Here is a 19,957-nt window from a genome sequence, read left to right as displayed (position 1 = left end):
CCGAAGCTGGTCTCACGCCGAGTCGGAGCAGGGGCCAACACCGGGGTCGGGGTGGGGACCAGCGGGATGGTGCCAGCGTCGGAGCCTGCGAGCGGTGAGTGTCGAGCCCGTCGAGCCCGTCGGAACCGCCGGGGCCCTGGTACCGCTGGGGTGGCAGGACAGCCGGGACAGCCGGGACAGCCGGGGCCGCCGGGACAGCCGGGATAGCCGGGATAGCCGGGGCAGTTGGCCCACCTAGGCCGCCCAAGGCCGGGGCCGCTGTGCCGTCGGGACCGCTGGGGCCGCCGGGCCGCTGGGACAGCTGGGCGGTGGGGGCTATCGGGGCGGTGGGGGTGCTCGGGAGATGCGTGGGGACGGGGCCGGTTCGGGCTGCCTGCCCGGTGCCGGGGGCAGGCAGCCCGGAACCGGGGTCGGTCAGCGCGCCAGCAGTTGGTGCGCCGCCCGGATCTGGGACCACGACTTCGGCTGTGCCGGAGCGGTCGTGGTGCGGGTGGCAGCGGCCGGGGTGGGGCGGCCGGGGGTGAACAGCCAGGTCGTGAAGACCGGGTCCAGGTCGACGCCGGAGATCCGCTCGGCGAGGGCCTGGAACTGGGCGATGGTGCCGTTGCCGTACCGGTGCTCGGCGGTCCAGGCGGGCAGGATCCGGAAGAACGCGTCGTCGCCGACGGTCAGCCGGAGCTGGTGCAGGGCCATCGCGCCCCGGTCGTAGACCGCGCCGTCGAAGACCGCGCTGGCACCCGGGTTGCCCGGCAGGACCTGCCAGAACTCGTCGTCCGCGGGGTAGTCGGCGTAGGTGAAGTCGAACAGTTCCTGCGCGGTGCCCTCACCCTGCGCCTCCGACCAGAGCCACTCGGCGTACGAGGCGAAGCCCTCGTTCAACCAGATGTTGCTCCAGTTCGCCACCGAGACCGAGTCACCGAACCACTGGTGGGCGTTCTCGTGCACCACCACGTACGGGTTGCTGCCGCGTCGCCAGAAGCCGGGCCCGTACACCGGGCGGGTCTGCGTCTCCAGGGCGAAGCTCAGGCTGTCGATCGGCGCGGCCACGCCCCCCTGCGCCTCGAACGGGTACGGCCCGAAGATGCCGCTCTCCCAGTCCACGATCTCGGCGGTGCGTTCGATGCTGGCCCGGGCGGCGGGACCCCGATCGCCCAGCGTGGTGCTGTAGGCGTTGATCACCGGCTGGCCGTTCGGTGCGGTGTCGGTGACGATGTCGTACTGGCCGATCGCCAGGAACGCGAGGTAGGTGGCGCCGGGCTTGGTGCTGCGCCAGCCCCACCGCATCCGGTTGCCGGCCTCGGCCAGCGGGGGCCGGGGCTGGACGCCGTTGCTGATCACCTCGACGCCGTCGGGCACGGACACCGAGACGTCCCAGGTGGCCTTGTCGAGCGGGTGGTCGTTGGAGGGGAACCACCACCAGGCCGACTCGGGCTCGTTGACGGCGAGCGCGCCGTCGCTGGTGCGGGTCCAGCCGGAGTAGCCGTCCACCAGGGTCTCCGACGGCACGCCGGCGTAGGTGACCACGATGGTCAGCGCCTGGCCGGTGGTGATGCCGCGCGGCGCGGTGACCGCCAGCTCGTGGGCGCCCTCCCGGGCGAACCGGGCGGTCCACCCGTTGACCCGCACCGACTCCACGTCGAGCAGGAAGTCCAGGTTGAACCGGGAGAGGTCCTGGGTGGCCGTCGCCAAGATGGTGGTGGTGCCGCTGAGCCGGTCGGTGGCCGGCTCGTAGCGCAGCCGCACGTCGTAGTGGTCGACGTCGTAGCCACCGTTGCCGTAGTCGGGGAAGTAGGGGTCACCGAGACCGGGGCTGCCGGGTTTCGGGGCGGCCGAGACCGCGACCGACCGGCTCTTGCCCGGTCGGGCGTCGGCCTGGCCGGGGGCGCCGGTCACCAGGGTGCCGGCGGTGGTGACGGTCAGGGCGGCGATGGCCGCCGTGAAAACACGTCGCACGGGGTGGACTCCCTCCATCGGGGTGTTCGCACCGACAACCTAATCGACGGCGGTGGAACCGTGCGCCCCGGACGGTGGGGATCATCTGTTCTCTTTATGTCGATGTTTCGCTAGCATTACCGACTAGTAACAACGCCTCACCCCCTTGGCCACGCGCGCGGTCCAGAGGCCCTTCCCTTCCTGCCCCCGGAGGACCGTCATGCCCCACCGCGCCCTACCCCGCCGTGCCCTGGCCCGTGCCGTCACCGCACTCGCCGCCCTGCTCGCCACCGTCGCCGGTGTCGTGCTCGTCCCCACCGCCGCCCAGGCCGCCACCGTCCACTACGTGGCGCTCGGCGACTCGTACTCCTCCGGTGTCGGCGCCGGCCCGTACGACCTGTCCACCTGCCTGCGCAGCCAGAAGTCGTACGCCCCGCTCTGGGCCGCCGCCAACGCGGTGAGCAGCTTCGCCTTCCCCGCCTGCGGCGGTGCGGTCACCTCCGACGTGATCAACAAGCAGGTCGGTACGCTGAGCGCCGGCACCACGTTGGTCACCATCACCATCGGCGGCAACGACGCCGGCTTCGCCGAAGTGATCACCAGTTGCCGGTTCGGCAGCACGGCGAACTGCACGGCAGCGGTCGACAAGGCCAAGAGCTTCGCCACCTCGACGCTGCCCGGCCGGCTCGACGCCACCTACGCCGCGATCCGCAACCGGGCCCCGAACGCCCGACTGGTGGTGCTCGGCTACCCCCGGCTCTTCGAGACCGGCTCCTGCGGCGTGCTGGCGATGAGCAGCTACAAGCGGACCATCCTCAACGAGGCCGCCGACGCGCTCGCCACGGTCACCGCCGCGCGGGCCGGCGCGGCCGGGGCCACCTTCGCCGACACCCGGCCGTTCTTCACCGGGCACGGCGTCTGCGCCGCCGCCCCGTGGATCCGCGACGTCAGCGGCGTCATCGAGGCGTACCACCCGAACGCCGACGGCTACCGGTACGGCTACCTGCCGGCGCTCACCGCCGCGCTGCGCTGACCGGCACCGGCGGTCGGCGGCCCGGCACCCGGGTCGCCGACCGCCGCGCGCCCGGCGCCGGTCAGGCCGGGCAGGTCCGGCGCCATCGCTGGCGCGTCAGGACGCACGCGCGCCCACCATGGCGGGACGCCCACGTCCGACGCGCCCGGACCCTGGTCGGTCGGCCCGGGTCACCGGTGGCGATCCACCGGACACCGTCAGTTGCCCACGTCGTCGACAATGGGGGTCTGGTTCCCAGGACGCGGCGGAGGTACCCGTATGCGCGAGCCGGTGACGCCACCGCTGGCCCGGCCCGCCCCGGACGGTCCCCCGACCGGCGGGGCGGAGCTGCTGTCCCTGTTGACCCGGTTGCTGCGCCGGCCGCGCCGGGGCGACCGGCGGTTGCCGGTGCTCTGGCTGGTGCGGGCCGCCACCGGCGGCGACCCGGGTGCCCTGCTGCGGCGTTTCGTCGGGCAGGGCGCCGGTCGTCGGGTACCGCACGCCGTGCTGGACCTGACGGCCCGGCCCGACGTCGCGGACGTGCCGGCGGTCCTGCGCGAGCTGCACCGGCAGTTGTCGTTGGAGGCGTTCGGGGCGGCCCGGCTGCGGTTCCGGCACTACCCGCTGGCCGACTGGCTGATGCACCAGAGCCTCGACGTGGGGGCCGACACCGCCGCCAGCGGCCGGGCCACCCTGGTCCGCCGGCTGCGCGACTGGCGGGGGCGGCGCTCCGTCGAGGAGCCGCAGGTCAGCGGGGAATCGGTGGTCGGTACGGCGCTTCAGGTGCTGCTCTGGCTGCTGCGCCGCGCGGTGCCCAGCGCGGTGTTCCGGGTCGCCGTCTCCGGCCGGGTGCCGGTCGTCGGGGGGCAGTACCGCTGGTTCATGCGGCAGCAGTACCTTGCTCCCCGCCAGTCGGTGACCTTCCTCGGGTTCGCCGAACGACTCACCGCCGGCTGGCGCGACGGCGAACAACCGGCCCAGGTGGACAAGCTGCTGCTGCACGCGTTCCTGGAGGACCTGCGGCAGGCGTACCGGCGGCGGGTCTGGCGGCCCGGTGACTGGCGGCGCACCGCCTACCCGGTGCTGCTGCTCGACGGGGTGACCGTCGACGGCGTCGGGCACACCCTGGCCCGGCTGCTCAACGATGTGCGCAACGAGACCGGACGCAACGACCCGCTGCTGGTCGTGGCGCTCGCCACCGCACCACCACCGGAGCTGCCCGGCACCCGTCCGCTGCGCGAGGCGGACGACGCCTGCGACGAGTGGGCCGAGGCGCTGCCCGAGACCCGGCGGCTGCGGCGGGCCGCCGCCTGGCTGGTGACGCTGCGCCCGGACGACGACGACGTCACGCCACCACCGGGGTTGGCCCCGCCCGCGCTGGTCGCGCCAGACCCGCCGTGGTGGGCGCGGCGGTTCCTGCCGGCGGCGGTGGCGCTGGCCCTGCTGGTCGGGGCCGGCGCGTGGGCGGACAGCCGCTGGACGCTGGACTGCCACCCGGCGCTGACCGGTCAGGTGCGGGTCCAGTTGATCGCCGGGGAGTGCGTCGGCTACAGCGACGGCGCGGCGCAGGTGTTCAACAGCGAACCCGGCCAGGACCGGCTGCGGGCGGTGCAACGGCGGATCTTCGCGCAGAACCGGGCCGCCGAGGAGGTCTGGCAGCGCAGCGACCGGCGTCGTCCCTATCTCACCCTGGTCTATCTGGGCACCCTCACCGGCAACCGGACCCGGGCGGACGAGGAGTCGTACGTCTCCGAGCGGGAGGAGCTGGAGGGCCTGGCCACCGCCCAGTACGCCCTGCTCAAGGAGTCCGCGGCGGCCGACGGCGCGGCCCTGCTGCACGTGGTGGTCGCCAACGGGGGCCGGCAGATGCGCCACGCCGGGCCGGCGGTGCGGATGCTGGAGGCCCTGGCCCGCGACGATCCGACCGTGCTCGGGGTGGTGGGGCTGGTGGAGAGCCGGACCAGCACCGCCTCGGCGTTGCGGGAACTCAACCGGGTCGGCCTGCCGGTGCTCGCGCCCACCCTGTCGGCCGACCGGATGGACGACAACTCCAGCCTCTACCTCCAGATCTCCGCGCCCAACTCGGCGCAGGCCGCGATGATCGAGACGTACGCCCGGCAGGTGCTGCGGGTGACCGAGGCGCACGCCTACTACAGCACCGGGGAGGACAGCTCCCTCACCGAGGACCTCTACGTCGGCACCCTGGTCGACGGGCTGCGCGAGCGGTTCGGCACCCGGCTCACCCGGCTCGACGAGTGGCGTACCGGGCGACGGTTGACCGCCGAGTGCGGCTACCGGGGGCTGCTGCTGTTCGCCGGGCGCTGGTCGGAGTTCGACGGGTTCCTGCGGGCGTTGAAGGAGTGCGGCGCAGACCCGCCCCGGCACCTCGTCGCCGACGACTCGGTCAACCGGTACATGGCCAATCCGGGGCTGCGGGCCAGCGCCCCGGGCAACCTCCCGGTGACGTACGTGTCGAAGGCGTCGCTGGCCACCTGTGCCTCCCTGCGGGCCGCGCAGGCCGGCCGCGACGACGCCCGGGGCAGCTTCCTGACCTGGGTCGGTGCCGCCGACCTGCTCGACCCGCCGCGCTGCCGCGACGGGGCCGGCGCACCGGTCGGCGAGCGGGTCAGCCTCGCCTACGACGCGGCGATGATGGTGGTGCGGGCGGTGGAGAGCCTCGCCGCCCGGCTGCGGCACGCCGACACCGGCCGGCGCTGGGAGCCCCGCTCGGTCAACCCGGTCGGTGTGCACGCCGAGGTGCTGCGGCAGAACGCCGCCGCCGGCTACCCGGGGGTGGCCGGCGTGATCCGGTACGCCCCCGACTCCGGGGAGCCGGTCGCCAAGCGGTTGGCGTTGCTGCGGGTGGCCCGGGTGCCGGACGTCGCCGCCGAGCCGGTCGAGGTGTTCCACTGCGGTGCCGCCGACAGCGGGCCGGACCCGGGCTGCCGCCCGACGTGACCACGGCTGCCGGCCGGTCCGGCCCGTGGGCGGGTCGTGCGCCCTGACCCGGTGGGGCGCTAGGGTTCCCCTCGATTCGTCCGCGCGTCGGTGGGGAGCAGTGGGTGGGCAGGCTCGCATCGGCGTACGGGCAGGCGGTCGCCGCGCACCGGCAGGCCCGGCAGCGGTGGACGGCGGCCCGTGCGCTGCTGGACCGGCTGGCCGGGGAACCCGTCCCGGAACGTACCGCCGACCTGGTCGCCCGGTTGGCCCGGCTCGCCGACGCGCTGGCCGCCCCGCCACCCGGCGGCAGCGACCGGGCGGGTCCGTCGGGCCCGCCGACCGGCCCCGTCGGAGCGTCACCCGGTGGCCCGCCGCCCGGGTACGTCGCCGTGTCCCCGGGTGCCGGCCCGGCCCGTGCCACCCGCACCGTCGCGCCCGTGGACGGCCCGGCGCCGGTGCGCATCGGGGAGGCGTCCACCGCGGACGGTCGGTTCCCGTTGCTGCTGCCGTTGGGCGCCGGCCGGCACCTGGCGGTCGACCGGGACGCCCGCGATCCCCGGGTGGCGGTGCTGCTGCGGGTGCTGGTGCTGCGGCTGCTCACCACGGCCGCGCCGGGCAGCGTGCGGGTGGTCGGCATCGACCCGGCCGCGTGGGGCGCCACCTTCATTCCGCTGCGCCCGCTGCGCGACGCCGGGGTGCTCGGCGGCGTCGCCACCACCGAGGCGGAGATCGGCGCGCTGCTGGACGCCGCCGAGGCGCACGCCCGCGCCGCCCAGCACGCCGACCCGGCCCGGTCCGCCGCCGGCCAGCCCGGCGTGGCGTCGTACGGCGTGGGCCAGCCCGGCGCGGTGTCGGGCGTCGCGGTGTCGGGCGGCGTGGGCCAGGCCGGCGTGGCGTCGGGCGGCGGCCAGGTCGGTGCGGGGAGGCGGAACTGCTGCTGGTGGTGGCCGCGTCCGCGCCCGGCCCACGGGAGCTGGCCCGGCTCGCCGCCCTCACCCACGCCGGGCCGACCGCCGGGGTGTGCGTGCTGTTCGCCGGGCGCGCGGTGACGACGCCCGGTCAGGCCCCACCCGCGCTGGGCGGCACCACCGAGATACGCCTCGACGAACGCTACGCCCGCATCGGCGACCCGCCGGGGCAGCCGTTCAGCGACGACGGCACCGGGCTGGCCGTGCCGGTGCTGCTCGACGGCGATCCGCCCGCCCCGGCCGTCCAGGCGTTGGCCGACCGGCTGGGCGCGCAGGTGCGCCGGGACACCGCCCTGCACCTGGCCGACCTGCTGCCCGAGCGGCGCTGGACCGAGTCCGCCCGCGCCGGCCTGCGGACCGTGGTGGGCCGCTCCGGTCGTACCCCGGTGACTTTGGCTTTCGACGACGCGACCCCGCACTGGCTGGTCGGTGGCCGCACCGGCGCGGGCAAGACGGTCTTCCTGCTCGACGTGCTCTACGGCCTGGCGGCCCGCTACTCCCCGGCCGAGTTGCAGCTGTGGCTGCTCGACTTCAAGGAGGGGGTGAGCTTCACCGAGTTCGTCCCCACCGACCGCGATCCGTCGTTCCTGCCGCACGCGCGGGCCGTCGGCGTCGAGTCCGACCGGGAGTACGGCCTGGCCGTGCTCCGGGAGCTGCGCCGGGAGCTGGGCCGGCGGGCCGGACTGTTCAAGCGGCACGGGGTGACCAAGCTCGCCGACCTGCCGGACACCGAACCGGTGCCCCGCACGGTGGCCGTGATCGACGAGTTCCACGTGCTGTTCGCCGGCAACGACCGGCTGGCCCGGGAGGCCGTCGACCTGCTGGAGGAACTGGCCCGCAAGGGCCGCTCGTACGGCGTACACCTGGTGCTGGCCAGCCAGAGCACCAGCGGCGTGGAGGCCCTGTACGGCCGGGCCGAGTCGCTGTTCGGGCAGTTCGCGCTGCGGGTGGCGCTGCCCGGCGGTGAGCCGGTGCTCGGCCCGCGCGGGGTGGTCGGCGGCGCGACGCGGATCGGCACGGCGGTGGTCAACACCGCCGCCGGGGCAGCCGGCGCGGACATCCTGCTGCGGTTCCCCGACGCGCACGCCGACGCCCGGCAGCTCGCCCGGCTGCGCTACGAGCTGTGGGACGCCCGCCCCGACGGCACCGCCCCGCCCGCGGTCTTCCGGGGCTATGCCACCGCGCACCTGGAGGACGAGCCGACGCCGTCCGCTGCCTCCACCCGCCGCCCGGCCGTGCTGGTGGGCCGGACGGTCGACGTGGCCGGCAGCACCGCCCGGTGCGACCTGGACGCCTCGCCCGGCCGGCACCTGGCCGTGGTGGGCACCTCGGCGACCGGCGGGCACGTGCTGCGGGCCGCCGCGTTGAGCCTGGCCGGTCAGCACCGGCCCGGGGAGGCCGAGTTCGTGCTGGCCCCGCTGGTGGCCGCCGCCGACGAACTGGCCGACGACACGGCCGCCGGGCTGAAGGCCGCCGGGCACCCGGTGACCCAGGTCGACGCGGCCGGGCTGCGGGCGCGCATCGGCGAACTGGCCGCCGGCCCGGGGGAGCGTAGCCGGACCTACCTGGTGCTCTTCGGGGTGGACGCGGCCGGTGCGGCGCTCGCCGCCGCCGATCCCGACACCTACCGTTCGGGCCACGACGACCTGCGGGCGCTGCTGCGGGAGGGGCCGGGGCGCGGGGTGCACCTGCTCGGCTGGTGGCGGGGCCTGCGCCGGCTCGCCGACGACCTCGGCGGCAGCCAGAACCGCGACGACGTGGCCTGCCTGGTGGCGTTGAACGTGCCCGCCGACGACCTCGGGCTGTACCTCGGGGTGACCGACCTGGCCTGGACCCCGCGCCCGGACCGGGCCCTGCTGGTCGACCGGCACGCCCAGCGCACCGCGCTGATCGTGCCGTTCGTCCGCCCCGGACACCACCCCGAAGAGGAGCGCTGAGTGGCCGGCTACGACGAGTACGCGGCGGCCGTCCGGCAGCTCTCCGCCCGGATCCGGGAGGGGGAGCGCGGTGCCGCCGCCGAGGCGGAACGCCGCCGCACCCTGCACGCCGGGGTGGCCCAGCTCGGTCAGCGGCTGACCGCCCAGGAGCAGCGCCTCACCCAGCTCGGGGCCGCCGCCGGCCTGCCCCCGGTGACCGACCCGGCGTCGGGAACCGGGCCCGGTCCGGCCGTGGCCCCGGCCGCTGGTCCGGGTCCTGGCGCGGCTGTCGGGCCCGGCTCGGTGCCGGGGTCGGGCTCGGTGCCTGGCTCGGGCTCGATGGCCGGGTGGGGCTCGGTGGCCGGGTCCGGTCCGGTGGCCGGGTCCGGTCCGGGAGCGGGCCACGACGGGGCAACAGGTGACGTCGATCCGGTGGTCGTGTTGGCGGAGGCCGGACGGCTGGTCGACGAGGCGGACCGGCTGGGTCAGCAGGCTGAGGCGTTGGCCCAGCGGCCCGCTCTGCTGCCCACCTGGTCACCGACCGCCCGCGCGGTCGCCGTCTATGTCGGCTGTGCCGCGATCGGGGCGCTGGTCATGCTGGTGCTGGTGGTCGCCAACGGCATCGGCGTGGTCGACGGCGTCACGCTGGGCGCGCTGACCTGCGCCGGGCTGCCGCTGATCTCCTTCGTCGCCGGCTGGCTGATCCTCGGGCGTTGGGGGCGGCCGGCCCTGGCCAGTACCGATCCGCCCCGGTACGCCCCGCTCGGCTTCGTCATCTGCGTCCTGCTGGTGCCGCTGGCGTACTGCGTGACGCTGCTGGTGTTCCGCCTGGTGCGCTGAGCAGGTGGTGGCGTGTGCGGGTGGTCGCGTCCGGGGGATCAGCTCCCCGCAACCGCACAACTCCGTGCTGAGCATGGGGTCTCGGCGGGCGTTGTCCGGCAGGTGATCCTCGTGCTGCAAGCCCAGGGCCTCGTCGAGGGCGTCGGCGGGCTTTGGGGGTGTTCGTCACGGAGCGGGAATGACCGGGATGCGGCACCGTTGCAGGGGTGGCTGCGTTGGGTGCTCACCTCGTAGGCTCGCGGTGGTCGTTGCCGGTGCAGCGGCGTGACCGTGGCATGTCGGTCGACCCGGGGAGTGCGTGTGAGCGCGGCGGAGATGATCGCGAAGCTGGCAGCGGCCTCGCAGAAGCTCGACGAGGCGCGGGCCAAGACGGCAGCGGCGGCGCAGGACGCCGCCGAGGCGCGCTCGCTGGTCGCCGGGGCGTTGCAGGGCATCGCCGCCGGCCCGCTGATCGGCGCGATCGACAGCTACCAGCAGGCGCTCACCCGGGCCGTCCAGGGCGGTCAGCCGGCGACCCAGCAGGTCCAGGAGACGATCGCGAAGGTACGCGCGTTGGGCAACTGACCTCGGATGGTCGGTGGTACACCCCACCGACCATCCGAGGTACTTCGGCTCAGCGCTCCCGACAACTCTTGAGCCGGGCTCACCGCGAAGCGGATGCTCCGGATGAAGCACGGGTGGTGGGTGCATCCCACCGCCCTGGGTTGTCCGGTCAGTGGTTGTCAGCGATGCCGTGTGGCGGTCCGAGCGCCCGCAGCGCTGCCACGAGGTCGGGTGGCACGGTGAAGTGGGTCGCTTGGACGCCGTGGTCGTAACCCGTCTGGAGCGGATACTCCACTTCCTCGGGAAGACGGCCCTGCTCGATGAGAGTGGCCGTGATGCGGTTGGTGGGGCGGGTCAGTCCGCGCAGCGTGCGATCCGATGGGAAATCGGCGATGTCGTACACCTCATCCCGCTCCAACCGACCATGCTGGAGCGCCGCCCTACGGATCAGGTTGGCCCGCATCGGGTAAGATATGTCGAGCACCGTCATCAGCTCCTCCGCTGACCGTACCGACCAGCCTCGCACCTCGCGTGGCAGCCGCGCAGTCCGGCTTCCGGTCGCGATCCGTGCCTCGGGGCGTTCCCGCTGCCGAGGCCGTGCCGGGAGGCTGCGGCGCAGGAACGAGGTGTCGGCTGCGTCCGTCCCTGCATCGCCCTCGACCTGCTCCTCCTCGGGGGAAGGCCCGGCAGGCGCTTGCACGGGTTGGTACCGCAACCGGATCAGTCGGTCTTCCAGAAACAGGCTGATCGTCGGCAACAGGAGCTGTCTCGACTCGGCCGCACGCCGACGTTCCTGCTCGGGCACGGACAACAACCAGGCCTCGAGCGCGCCGGGGAGCCCGAAAGACAATCGGAAAGCCTCAGGATCCGCCACGGGGGTGATGGTCCAATCCCCGCGGGCACCTTCCCGCCCGAAACGAATGTCCACGTCGATGTTCGGGCCGTGTGTGGCGATGAAATCCTCGAATTCCTCCATGCTGTCGGGGTGCATGGCCAGAATGAACGGCGCTGCGGGGAAGCCCAAGATGAGACCTTCACCGGTCGCCGAATCCTGGAGTTCGGCGGTCACCAGGGCCGCCCAGGACGCCAGGACATCCCCGGGCAGGCCGTCGCCTGTGCCCTGAGGGGGCGCTTCGGCCGCAGTCATCTCGGCACCTGCGCTGCTGAACGCGTTCCGGAGTGCCAGCCGTACCTGCCGGACTGGGAAAGTCGTGAGGTCCGCGCTCACCGCTTCGGCGAGGATCAGCCTCGCGGCCCGTTCCACCGTGGTGACGAGGGGCACGAACGCCGGCCCGGACAGGTCGACGAGCGAGATCTGTTGCGCGAGCGCGTAGCTCTGCGCCTCCTTCTTGAAACCAGCGGCGGAGAACAGCGCGTAGCGGTACTGGTACCGGCGTAACGGATGCCGGTAGGACCTCGACAGTTCGGTCGAGTAGTGCTGGTTTACGTCGTCGATGACACCGTGGGCGTTCCGAACCTCCGCCAGGCCGACCTTTGAACTGCGGTTCTTCGCCTCGACGAACAGCCGGACAGGTAGCGAGAACGGCGTCGGCATCAGCAGATCACCCAACACGTCAGCCTGGTGGTCAGCACCTCGGCCGCGAACGAGCAGGCCGTGCCCCGCTTGCCGCAAGGCTTGCTCGTCGGCATCCGAGTCCTGCAGGAGCCGGTATCCGTTCGAACTGAGCAGGAAGGCGATTGCCTCCTCGAGGAGATACCCGGCGAGGGCATTGGCAGAGACCAGGGCCATACCCTGATCGTCGCATGTGGACAGCGATACGAGGCGGCTGGCCGCCTAGACAAACTTCTGGGTGACACGGATGGTCCGCTGTGATGGAGTGATCACCTCTCGTGGCGGTGCTGCGGACTGGAGGCAGGGTGGCGATGGCGGTGGAGATGGGCGGGCGCGATGGTGGCGAGTTGGACGGGTTCCACGTGGGGCGGGTGCCGGAGGAAGCCGGGGATCTGGTGTCGGACTTCGCCTCCGAGTGGGAGGACGTCACTTTCGCCAGCCGGGTCTGGGAACGTGCGGTGGAGGACGGTCATCGGGTCGACCTGCGGGTGCACGTGTTGCGGGGGGAACGGCTGACCACCCTTGTGCAGGTGCGCGAGTTCCTGGCCGAATACCACGAGCGGGATTCCGCCGAGTGGCCGCTGGCCGAGTTCAGTCGCGGCGAGGGCGTCGGGCTGGCCGGCGGGGACGAGGCGTTCTGGCTCGTCCGACCGGGCCTCGCGGTCGACGTGCTGGTGGACGTCGAGCGGTTCGGCGCGGAGGCGTCGATCGAGGTCGCCTCCTCCATCACGGAGCTACCCCACGCCTGACCCTCGGCTCAGGTGGGAGTCGCCGGGGCGTTGTCGGCTTTCCGATAACGCACGGGGTTCCGAAGATGTACGCGCGTTCATATTCTGATGTGTTCACCGTCGGCTATGGACGTGGAGAGTCGTGGATCATCGACAGGTACGCCGCCTGGCGGAGCAGTCTGCCAACTTCGGATTCTTGGCGGACCATCCGCTGCTGGTCTGGTACGGCGCCGGGGCGGAACTGCTCGTCTACGTCGACGCGCAGTCGGCGATGTTCAAGGCCCGCGCGTTCGGCGACGTCCTCGCGCGGGACCTGGTACGGCGTACCCAGGTCACCCCGGCCAAGGACAGCTTCTTCCACCAGGTGCAGGCGCTGCACAGCGCGGGTGCGGTCACCGCGAAGGTCTATGCCGCCTTCGACCGGCTGCGGGACACCGGAAACCGGGCCGTCCACGACCACCTCGGCGAGGTGCGTGAGGCGCTGGAACTGCTGCGGACCTGCTTCGAGCTGGGAATCTGGTACCACCGCGCGTTGACCGACGACCGTTCGCCGATCGGTTTCGTGCCACCCACCCCGCCACCGGCACAGGTCCCCGCGTCGATCGCCGAGGGGCTACGAGCCGAGATCGAACGGTACAAGCAGGAGCTTGCCGAGACGAAGTTGTTGCTGGACGGGCAACCGTCCCTGGCGCTCGCCCAGGCCGCCGCGAACGTCGCCGCCGAACAGGCCGTCCGCGACGCCGACGCGCGCCGGCCGCAGGCCGCCGCGTTGGTCGCCAGTCTCGGACCGGCCGCCGAGGCGGCGCAGCAGGCATTCGACACCGCGCAGCCGGTGAAGGTGTCCGCCGCGAAGCGTGAGGCCTTCATCGCCCGCGCCCGCCGAGCCTCACACGAGCCGCTGAACGAGGTGCAGACCCGGGTCGAGATCGACCGTCAGCTCACCGCCGCCGGCTGGCAGGTACAGGACCAGAACCAACTCAACCTCTTCGCGGGCAGCGGCGTCGCGGTGCGCGAGGTGACCCTGGCGACCGGCCGGGCCGACTACCTGCTCTACGTCCACCAGCGTCTCGTCGGGGTGGTCGAGGCCAAGCGGGAGGGCACCGCCCCGCGTGGTGTCGAGGCGCAGCTCGACCGCTACCTCAACGGGTTGACCGCCGAGCAGCGGCTCAGCGCCTGGCGGCGGGAGGCGGCGCTGCCCTTCGGGTACGTCGCCACCGGCACCGAAACCGCGTTCGTCAACCGGCTCGACCCGTTTCCGCGTACCCGGGAGGTGTTTGCGTTTCATCGGCCGGAGACGCTCGCGCGGTGGATGCGGGAGGCGGACGACGAGCCGGCCGCGCCGACGCTGCGGGCCCGGCTGCGCCGGATGCCGGCGCTGGACCGGCTGGGCCTGCGCCCGGCGCAGATCGACGCGGTCGACGGCCTGGAAGGTTCGCTGGCCGAGGACCGGCCCCGGGCGTTGATCCAGATGGCCACCGGGGCGGGCAAGACCTTCACGGCGGTCACCGGCAGCTACCGGCTGCTCAAGCACGCCCGTGCCCGCCGCATCCTGTTCCTGGTCGACCGGAACAACCTCGGCAAGCAGACCCTGCGCGAGTACGCCGGCTACCAGACCCCCGACGACGGGCGGAAGTTCACCGAGCTGTATACGGTGGACCGGCTCTCCGGGGCCGGCCTGCTCGACTCGTCGAACGTGGTGATCTCGACGATCCAACGCCTGTACGGGGCGTTGCGCGGCACCGAACTGCCCGACATCGATCTCGACGATCGGGCCTACGACAGCTACGACCTTGACGAGCCGGCCGAGGTCGGCTACAACCCGCAGCTTCCCCCGGAGACGTTCGACCTGATCGTGGTCGACGAGTGTCACCGGTCGATCTACGGCAAGTGGCGGGCGGTCATCGAGTACTTCGACGCCTTCGTGGTGGGGCTGACCGCGACCCCGGTCAAGCAGACCCTCGGCTTCTTCCAGCAGAACCTGGTCTCGGAATACACCTACGAGCAGGCGGTCGCCGACGGGGTGAACGTCAATTTCGACGTCTACCGGATCAAGACCGAGATCACCGAGGGCGGGCAGAAGATCGAGGCCGGCACCGTCGTGCCGCTGCGCGACCGCCGCACCCGCGCCGAGCGCTACCAGGAGCTGGAAGACGACTTCTCGTACGCGGGCCGCCAGGTCGGTCGGTCGGTGATCTCGAAGGGGCAGCTCAAGCTGGTGCTGGACACCTTCCGCGAGCGGTTGTTCACCGAGATCTTCCCCGGCCGCTCCACGGTGCCCAAGACGCTGATCTTCGCGTGCGACGACAACCACGCCGAGGAGATCGTCGCCATGGTCCGGCTCGTGTTCGGGCGCGGCAACGAGTTCGCCAGGAAGATCACCTATTCCTCCCGGCGGGACGGCGACAACCCCGACACCCTCATCCAGGCGTTCCGCAACAGCCCGGAGATGCGCGTCGCGGTCACCGTCGACATGATCGCCACCGGCACCGACGTACGCCCGCTGGAGTGTGTGTTCTTCCTCCGGCCGGTGCGCAGCGCCACCTACTTCGAGCAGATGAAGGGGCGCGGGGCGCGCACCATCGACCCGGCCGACTTCCAGTCCGTCACCCCCGACGCCCAGGTCAAGGACCGGTTCGTCATCGTCGACGCGGTCGGCGTCACCGAAGCCGACCTCGACGAGGCGGTGCCGCTGCAACGGCACACCGAGCAGCAGATCTCGCTGCGTGACCTGCTGCGCAAGGCCGGCACCCTGACCGCCGACGCCAACGAGGTGGCCACCCTCGCCTCGCGGCTGTCCCGCCTCGACCAGCAGCTCACCGACGCCGAGCGTGCCGAGCTGGCGGAGCTGGGCGGGCAGCCGCTCACCGGCATCGTCCGTGGCCTGGTCGACGCCGTCGCCCCCGAACAGCTCAATCCGGCCACCCAGGCCGGGCCGGACGCCGTCCGCGAGCTGCTGGCCGGGGCGCTGCGCCCGCTCGCCGCGAACCCGCAGCTGCGCGACCGCATCCTGGAGATCCGCCGCGCCCACGACATCACCATCGACGAGGTCAACGTCGACAAGCTGGTGTCGGCGGCCGGGGTGCCCGCCGCCGAACGCGCCCAGGTGACCGTGCGGAGCTGGCACGAGTACCTGGATCAGCACCGCGACGAGATCACTGCTTTGCAGGTGTTCTATGAGGGCAAGGGTCGGATCAGCTACGACCAGCTCAAGGAGTTGGCGGCGCGGATCGCCCGGCCTCCGCAGGCGTGGACGCCGGAGTCGCTGTGGAAGGCGTACGTGCTGCTCGGCCGGACCGCCGAGCAGGCCGGGCCGCGCGGGGTGACCGACCTGGTCGCCCTGATCCGCTACGAACTCGGCCTTGACCAGGAGCTACGTCCATTTCGTACGGCCACAGAGGAGCGTTTCCGTGGGTGGCTGCTGCGGCAGCAACAGGCGGGCGCTACCTTCACTGCCGATCAGGTGTGGTGGCTGGAGAGGATCAAGGACGTGATAGCGGTCAGCGTGGAGATCACCCCCGACGACCTGGAAGGGGCACCCTTCACCGAACGCGGCGGCATCGACGGGTACGCGGGCGCCTTCGGCAACCGCGCCGAACCCCTCCTCAGCGAACTCAACCAGGAGCTAACCGCGTGACCGACCTGCCACCTGGTTGGACTGAAGTAACTCTTGGAGATATCGCCGAATCTGTGAAGAACGGCATCTTCGTTTCTCGCCCAGGGTTTGAGCCGAATGGGGTTCCAATTCTCCGTATTAGCTCTGTGCGACCGGGTGTTCTGAATCTTCGCGATGTTCGCTACAGTGCCAAAGGCATACGCGAGCTAAGAGACTCCGACGCGCTGCTTCTGCCTGGTGACCTGCTCTTTACCCGCTACAACGGAAATATCGATTATGTCGGTGCATGTGCGATGGTTCCTGAGGGTATTGGCGATCTCACTTATCCCGACAAGCTGATCCGGGTTAGAGTGAATCCAGCGTTCGTTGATCCCCGCTATATTCAATATTCTTTTGAAACTGCACGAGTGCGGTCGCTTGTGCGTGCTGTTGCGCGCACGACCGCCGGACAAGCGGGTGTCTCGGGTGCGAGTTTGAAGTCAATCGCCCTGCTACTTCCGCCACTTGCCGAACAGCGCCGCATCGTTGCTACCCTTGACGAGCGCTTGCTGCGTCTGCGGGCTGCGGAGGTCGGCCTGGTGCAGGGTGCTGGGCGATCTGTCCAGCTCAAGGCTGCTGTTCTGAGAAGCGCTATAGCCGGTCGGCTCTCGAATTTCGAAGAGAATGCGTATGCGGCCGAGTGTCGGAGGGTGCAGATGCTGGAATTGCGCCGAGAGATCTCTGGAAATGTCCGACGCGGTAGACCTGATCCTCTGCCTGTTGTTGCTGGTCATGGCCTTGACTTTCCGGAGCGCTGGGCTGTGATGTCGATGGAGGAGTTGACTCACCCGGAAAGAACCATTTCCTATGGGATACTGAAGCCTGGCCCTAATCTTTCCGATGGTGTTCCGTATGTGCGTGTCGTTAATATGAGGAATGATCGAATCTCGTCGGGGGATCTCCATCGGACATCCTCCGAGATCGACGACCAGTATTCGCGAGCCCGACTTGCCTCGGATGATGTGTTGATATCCATCAGGGGAACCTATGGTCGTGTCGTTAAAGTGACCCCAGGCTTGGCTGGTGCGAACATTACCCAGGATTCGGCTCGATTGAGTTTTCTGGCGGGTGTGGATCCGAACTTCGCATGCATCTACCTGCGGAGTCCTCAGGTGCAGCGACATCTAACGAGAATCGCAAGGGGTGTTGCGGTCAAAGGTGTCAACATCAGTGATCTGCGGGAGATGCCGTTCCCGCTACCGCATCCCTCTGAGCAAATTGCCATCGTGCAAAAGGTAGATGAGTTGCTGGCAGTGCAGGAGACGGTGGCAAAGGCTGTTCTGCATAGCCAGGCGAAGGCCAAAAGCCTGCATCGCTCTCTGTTGGCGGAGGCGTTCGCGGGGCGGTTGGTGGCGCAGGATCCAAATGACGAGCCGGCCTCGGAACTGCTGGCCCGGATCAAAGCGGAGCGGGCGGCGACCATTCCGAAGCAGCGGACGCGCTCCCGGCGTACCCCGAAGGAGTTGGCGGCGCCGCCGACCAGGGTGACCGGCGACGACTATCAGCAGGAGACCTTGCCACTGTGAGCACTGTGGATTCGCGCCGTCTGGTGCAGAAGCTGTGGAACTACTGCGACGTGCTGCGGGACGACGGCGTGTCGACCATCGACTACGTGGAGCAGTTGACCTACCTGCTGTTCCTCAAGATGGCCGACGAGCGGGCCAACCGGACGTTCCGGCCGGAGCAGATCGTGCCCGACGAGCTGAGCTGGCAGACCCTGCTGGACGCCGAGGGCGACGACCTGGAGGTGCAGTACCGGCACATTCTCACCGGGCTGGCCCGGGAGGGTGGGACCCTCGGCACCATCTTCCGCAAGGCGCAGAACAAGATCCAGGACCCGGCGAAGCTCAAGCGGCTGATCGTCGACCTGATCGACAAGCAGGAGTGGTCGGGCACCGGGGTCGACGTCAAGGGCGACGCCTACGAGGAGTTGCTGGCCAAGGGCGCGGAGGACGCGAAATCCGGCGCGGGGCAATACTTCACCCCGCGTGCGTTGACCGCCGCGATGGTCGACTGCATGCTGCCCACCGCCGACGACACGATCACCGACCCGGCCTGCGGCACGGGCGGATTCCTGCTCGCCGCCTACGACCACATCCAGCGCCACCACGGCAGCACCCTCACTCCCGACCAGCGGCGGCGGCTCGCCCACGGCGCGATCACCGGCACCGAGCTGGTCGACGGCACCGCCCGCCTGGCGGCGATGAACATGCTGCTGCACGGCATCGGCACCCCCAACGGCCCGTCGCTGATCGCCGTGCGCGACGCCCTCGGCCGGGAGCCGGACCAGCGGGTCAGCCTGGTGCTCGCCAACCCGCCGTTCGGGCGCAGCTCGTCGATCCGGATGGTGGGGGAGGACGGCCGGTCCTCCCGCGAGGAACGCGAGATCGAACGCGCCGACTTCTGGGCCACCACCGCCAACAAGCAGCTCAACTTCGTCCAGCACATCGCCGCGCTGTTGGAGATCGACGGCCGGGCGGCGGTCGTCCTGCCCGACAACGTGCTGTTCGAAGGCGGCGCGGGGGAGACCATCCGCCGCCGGCTGCTCAAGCAGTACGACCTGCACACCATGCTGCGCCTGCCCACCGGCATCTTCTACGCCGGTGGCGTCAAGGCCAACGTGCTGTTCTTCGAGCGCAAGCGCGCCCGCGAGGAACCCTGGACCCAGAACCTCTGGGTGTACGACTTCCGCACCAACCAGCACTTCACGCTCAAGCAGAACCCGCTGCGCCGGGAACACCTCCAGGACTTCGTCGACTGCTACCTGCCCGGCAAGGACCGCGCCGAGCGGGTGGAAACCGAACGTTTTCGCCCCTTCTCCTACGACGAGCTGATCGCCCGCGACAAGGTGAACCTGGACATCACCTGGCTCAAGGACGCCTCCCTGGAGGACGCCGACGCGCTGCTGCCACCCGAGGTGATCGCCCAGGAGATCGTCGAGGACCTCCAGGCGGCCCTACGCGAGTTCGCCGCTATCGCCGAAGCCCTCGGCGCGACGGGTACCCGGGTCGACACCGACTGACCGCAACTGCTGTTCGGGACGGGGCCTTCGGCACGACGGCCGGGCGTGATTCGATCTCGCCCGGCCGTACCCATGAACTACCGTGAGGCCAGCCCATCTGTGCCGTAGACCGGTATGGGGCATGTGTGAAGGAACGAGGGTGCTGTGAACAGCGGTTACGTGCGGTGGAAGGACATCCGCGTGGAGCACGTCGAACAGGCCGGTGGGGAACAGGCTGTCGAAGCTGGCAAACAGGAACTGCGCAACGCACAGCTCCGACACCGCCTTGCCGAGGTACGTCGGGCCACCCCGCGACACACCGTTCCGCCGTACGCCGGCCCTCGGTCTCCTTTGTGAAGAGTTCTTGCCGTCCTGGCGGCAAGAACTCTTCACAATCAATGTTGACCTCTGACGGCGGGGACATTGCCGTCGTTGCCCGACCCGCTCACGCCAAGATCCGACTGTGTCGCGTACGTCGTGAGTGCCGGCCACGAGCGGACGTGCGCCGAGGGGCGGCCGGTTACTCCGGGGTGTCGTCCTCGGTGGGGCGCGGCGGCCGGTGCTTCGTGATCCACTCTTCGACGTCCTCGGCCAGCCACACCTTCATGCCGCGTAGCTCCTGGTAGGGCCGCGGGAAGGTGGGATGCCGGGTGAGCTGCTGGAACCGCTGCCGCGAGACACCCATCCGCTGGGCGATCTCGTAGGGACCCATCAGGCTCCCAGGGCCACGATCCATGAAGCGAACGTATGGTGGTAACTTCTAGTCAAGAGGATATTGCCAGTTGACTAATCGACTGGCTGACGGGCATCGTGTTCGTATGCGACGGAACGTGTCATACCAGGAGTATTTAC

At 71.0% G+C, this 19,957-nt stretch carries 13 protein-coding genes and 2 pseudogenes; 12 read left to right on the top strand and 3 right to left on the bottom strand.

Annotated elements, in window-relative coordinates; all coding sequences use genetic code 11:
- Positions 1 to 414: 414 nt before the first annotated feature.
- Positions 415 to 1,953, bottom strand: a complete 1,539-nt coding sequence (locus ACQP1S_RS22730) for a M1 family metallopeptidase (protein ID WP_432898920.1) — start codon at positions 1,951 to 1,953, stop codon at positions 415 to 417.
- Positions 1,954 to 2,152: 199 nt separating this feature from the next.
- Here ACQP1S_RS22730 and ACQP1S_RS22725 point away from each other — a divergent pair, with 199 nt between their 5' ends.
- The 7 genes and pseudogenes from ACQP1S_RS22725 to ACQP1S_RS22695 all read left to right on the top strand — a co-directional run bounded on the left by ACQP1S_RS22725 (position 2,153) and on the right by ACQP1S_RS22695 (position 10,172).
- Positions 2,153 to 2,965 carry an SGNH/GDSL hydrolase family protein gene (locus ACQP1S_RS22725; RefSeq protein WP_432898917.1) on the top strand — a complete coding sequence of 271 codons (813 nt, stop codon included), beginning with the start codon at positions 2,153 to 2,155 and terminating at the stop codon, positions 2,963 to 2,965.
- A gap of 258 nt (positions 2,966 to 3,223) precedes the next feature.
- Positions 3,224 to 5,902: a hypothetical protein gene (locus ACQP1S_RS22720; RefSeq protein WP_432898914.1), complete on the top strand. Its 2,679-nt coding sequence runs from the start codon at positions 3,224 to 3,226 to the stop codon at positions 5,900 to 5,902.
- 104 nt (positions 5,903 to 6,006) lie between these two features.
- Positions 6,007 to 6,933, top strand: coding sequence for a hypothetical protein (locus ACQP1S_RS22715; protein ID WP_432898911.1), 927 nt, complete (start codon positions 6,007 to 6,009; stop codon positions 6,931 to 6,933).
- A complete protein-coding gene (locus tag ACQP1S_RS22710; RefSeq protein ID WP_432898908.1) occupies positions 6,828 to 8,789 on the top strand; it encodes an FtsK/SpoIIIE domain-containing protein in 1,962 nt (653 codons plus the stop codon). Before ACQP1S_RS22715 ends, ACQP1S_RS22710 begins: the two co-directional genes overlap by 106 nt.
- Positions 8,790 to 9,608: a hypothetical protein gene (locus tag ACQP1S_RS22705; protein WP_432898905.1), complete on the top strand. Its 819-nt coding sequence runs from the start codon at positions 8,790 to 8,792 to the stop codon at positions 9,606 to 9,608. It abuts the gene before it with no gap.
- A 30-nt stretch (positions 9,609 to 9,638) separates the two neighbouring features.
- Positions 9,639 to 9,790: pseudogene (locus ACQP1S_RS22700) on the top strand (GntR family transcriptional regulator); the annotation flags it as partial.
- Between the two features lie 118 nt (positions 9,791 to 9,908).
- Positions 9,909 to 10,172: a DUF6244 family protein gene (locus ACQP1S_RS22695; RefSeq protein ID WP_432898902.1), complete on the top strand. Its 264-nt coding sequence runs from the start codon at positions 9,909 to 9,911 to the stop codon at positions 10,170 to 10,172.
- Between the two features lie 148 nt (positions 10,173 to 10,320).
- On the opposite strand, the gene ACQP1S_RS22690 is transcribed toward ACQP1S_RS22695, so the two are convergent.
- Positions 10,321 to 11,901, bottom strand: a complete 1,581-nt coding sequence (locus ACQP1S_RS22690) for a hypothetical protein (protein WP_432898899.1) — start codon at positions 11,899 to 11,901, stop codon at positions 10,321 to 10,323.
- 134 nt (positions 11,902 to 12,035) lie between these two features.
- On the opposite strand from ACQP1S_RS22690, the gene ACQP1S_RS22685 reads away from it, so the two are divergent.
- The 5 genes and pseudogenes from ACQP1S_RS22685 to ACQP1S_RS22665 form a co-directional block, all read left to right on the top strand.
- A complete protein-coding gene (locus tag ACQP1S_RS22685; protein ID WP_432908223.1) occupies positions 12,036 to 12,473 on the top strand; it encodes a hypothetical protein in 438 nt (145 codons plus the stop codon).
- Positions 12,474 to 12,594: 121 nt separating this feature from the next.
- A complete protein-coding gene (locus tag ACQP1S_RS22680; protein ID WP_432898896.1) occupies positions 12,595 to 16,086 on the top strand; it encodes a DEAD/DEAH box helicase family protein in 3,492 nt (1,163 codons plus the stop codon).
- Entirely contained in the window at positions 16,083 to 17,630 is a 1,548-nt protein-coding gene (locus ACQP1S_RS22675; protein WP_091237401.1) for a restriction endonuclease subunit S, read from the top strand. The genes ACQP1S_RS22680 and ACQP1S_RS22675 overlap by 4 nt, the downstream gene beginning before the upstream one ends.
- Positions 17,631 to 17,635: 5 nt before the next feature.
- The gene (locus tag ACQP1S_RS22670; RefSeq protein WP_218108121.1) at positions 17,636 to 19,126 is read left to right on the top strand and encodes a type I restriction-modification system subunit M; all 1,491 of its coding nucleotides are present in this window, start codon (positions 17,636 to 17,638) and stop codon (positions 19,124 to 19,126) included.
- A gap of 144 nt (positions 19,127 to 19,270) precedes the next feature.
- Positions 19,271 to 19,408 (top strand): annotated as a pseudogene (locus ACQP1S_RS22665) (helix-turn-helix domain-containing protein); the annotation flags it as partial.
- 217 nt (positions 19,409 to 19,625) lie between these two features.
- On the opposite strand, the gene ACQP1S_RS22660 reads toward ACQP1S_RS22665, so the two are convergent.
- Positions 19,626 to 19,841 (bottom strand): helix-turn-helix transcriptional regulator, encoded by a 216-nt coding sequence (locus tag ACQP1S_RS22660; RefSeq protein ID WP_245722241.1) that lies wholly within the window; start codon positions 19,839 to 19,841, stop codon positions 19,626 to 19,628.
- Positions 19,842 to 19,957 lie beyond the last annotated feature (116 nt).

It is taken from the genome of Micromonospora matsumotoense (genome assembly GCF_050951065.1).
GTDB lineage: Bacteria > Actinomycetota > Actinomycetes > Mycobacteriales > Micromonosporaceae > Micromonospora > Micromonospora matsumotoensis.
Note: the sequence above shows the minus strand (reverse complement) of the source record. Positions and strands in the feature narration are given on the sequence as shown.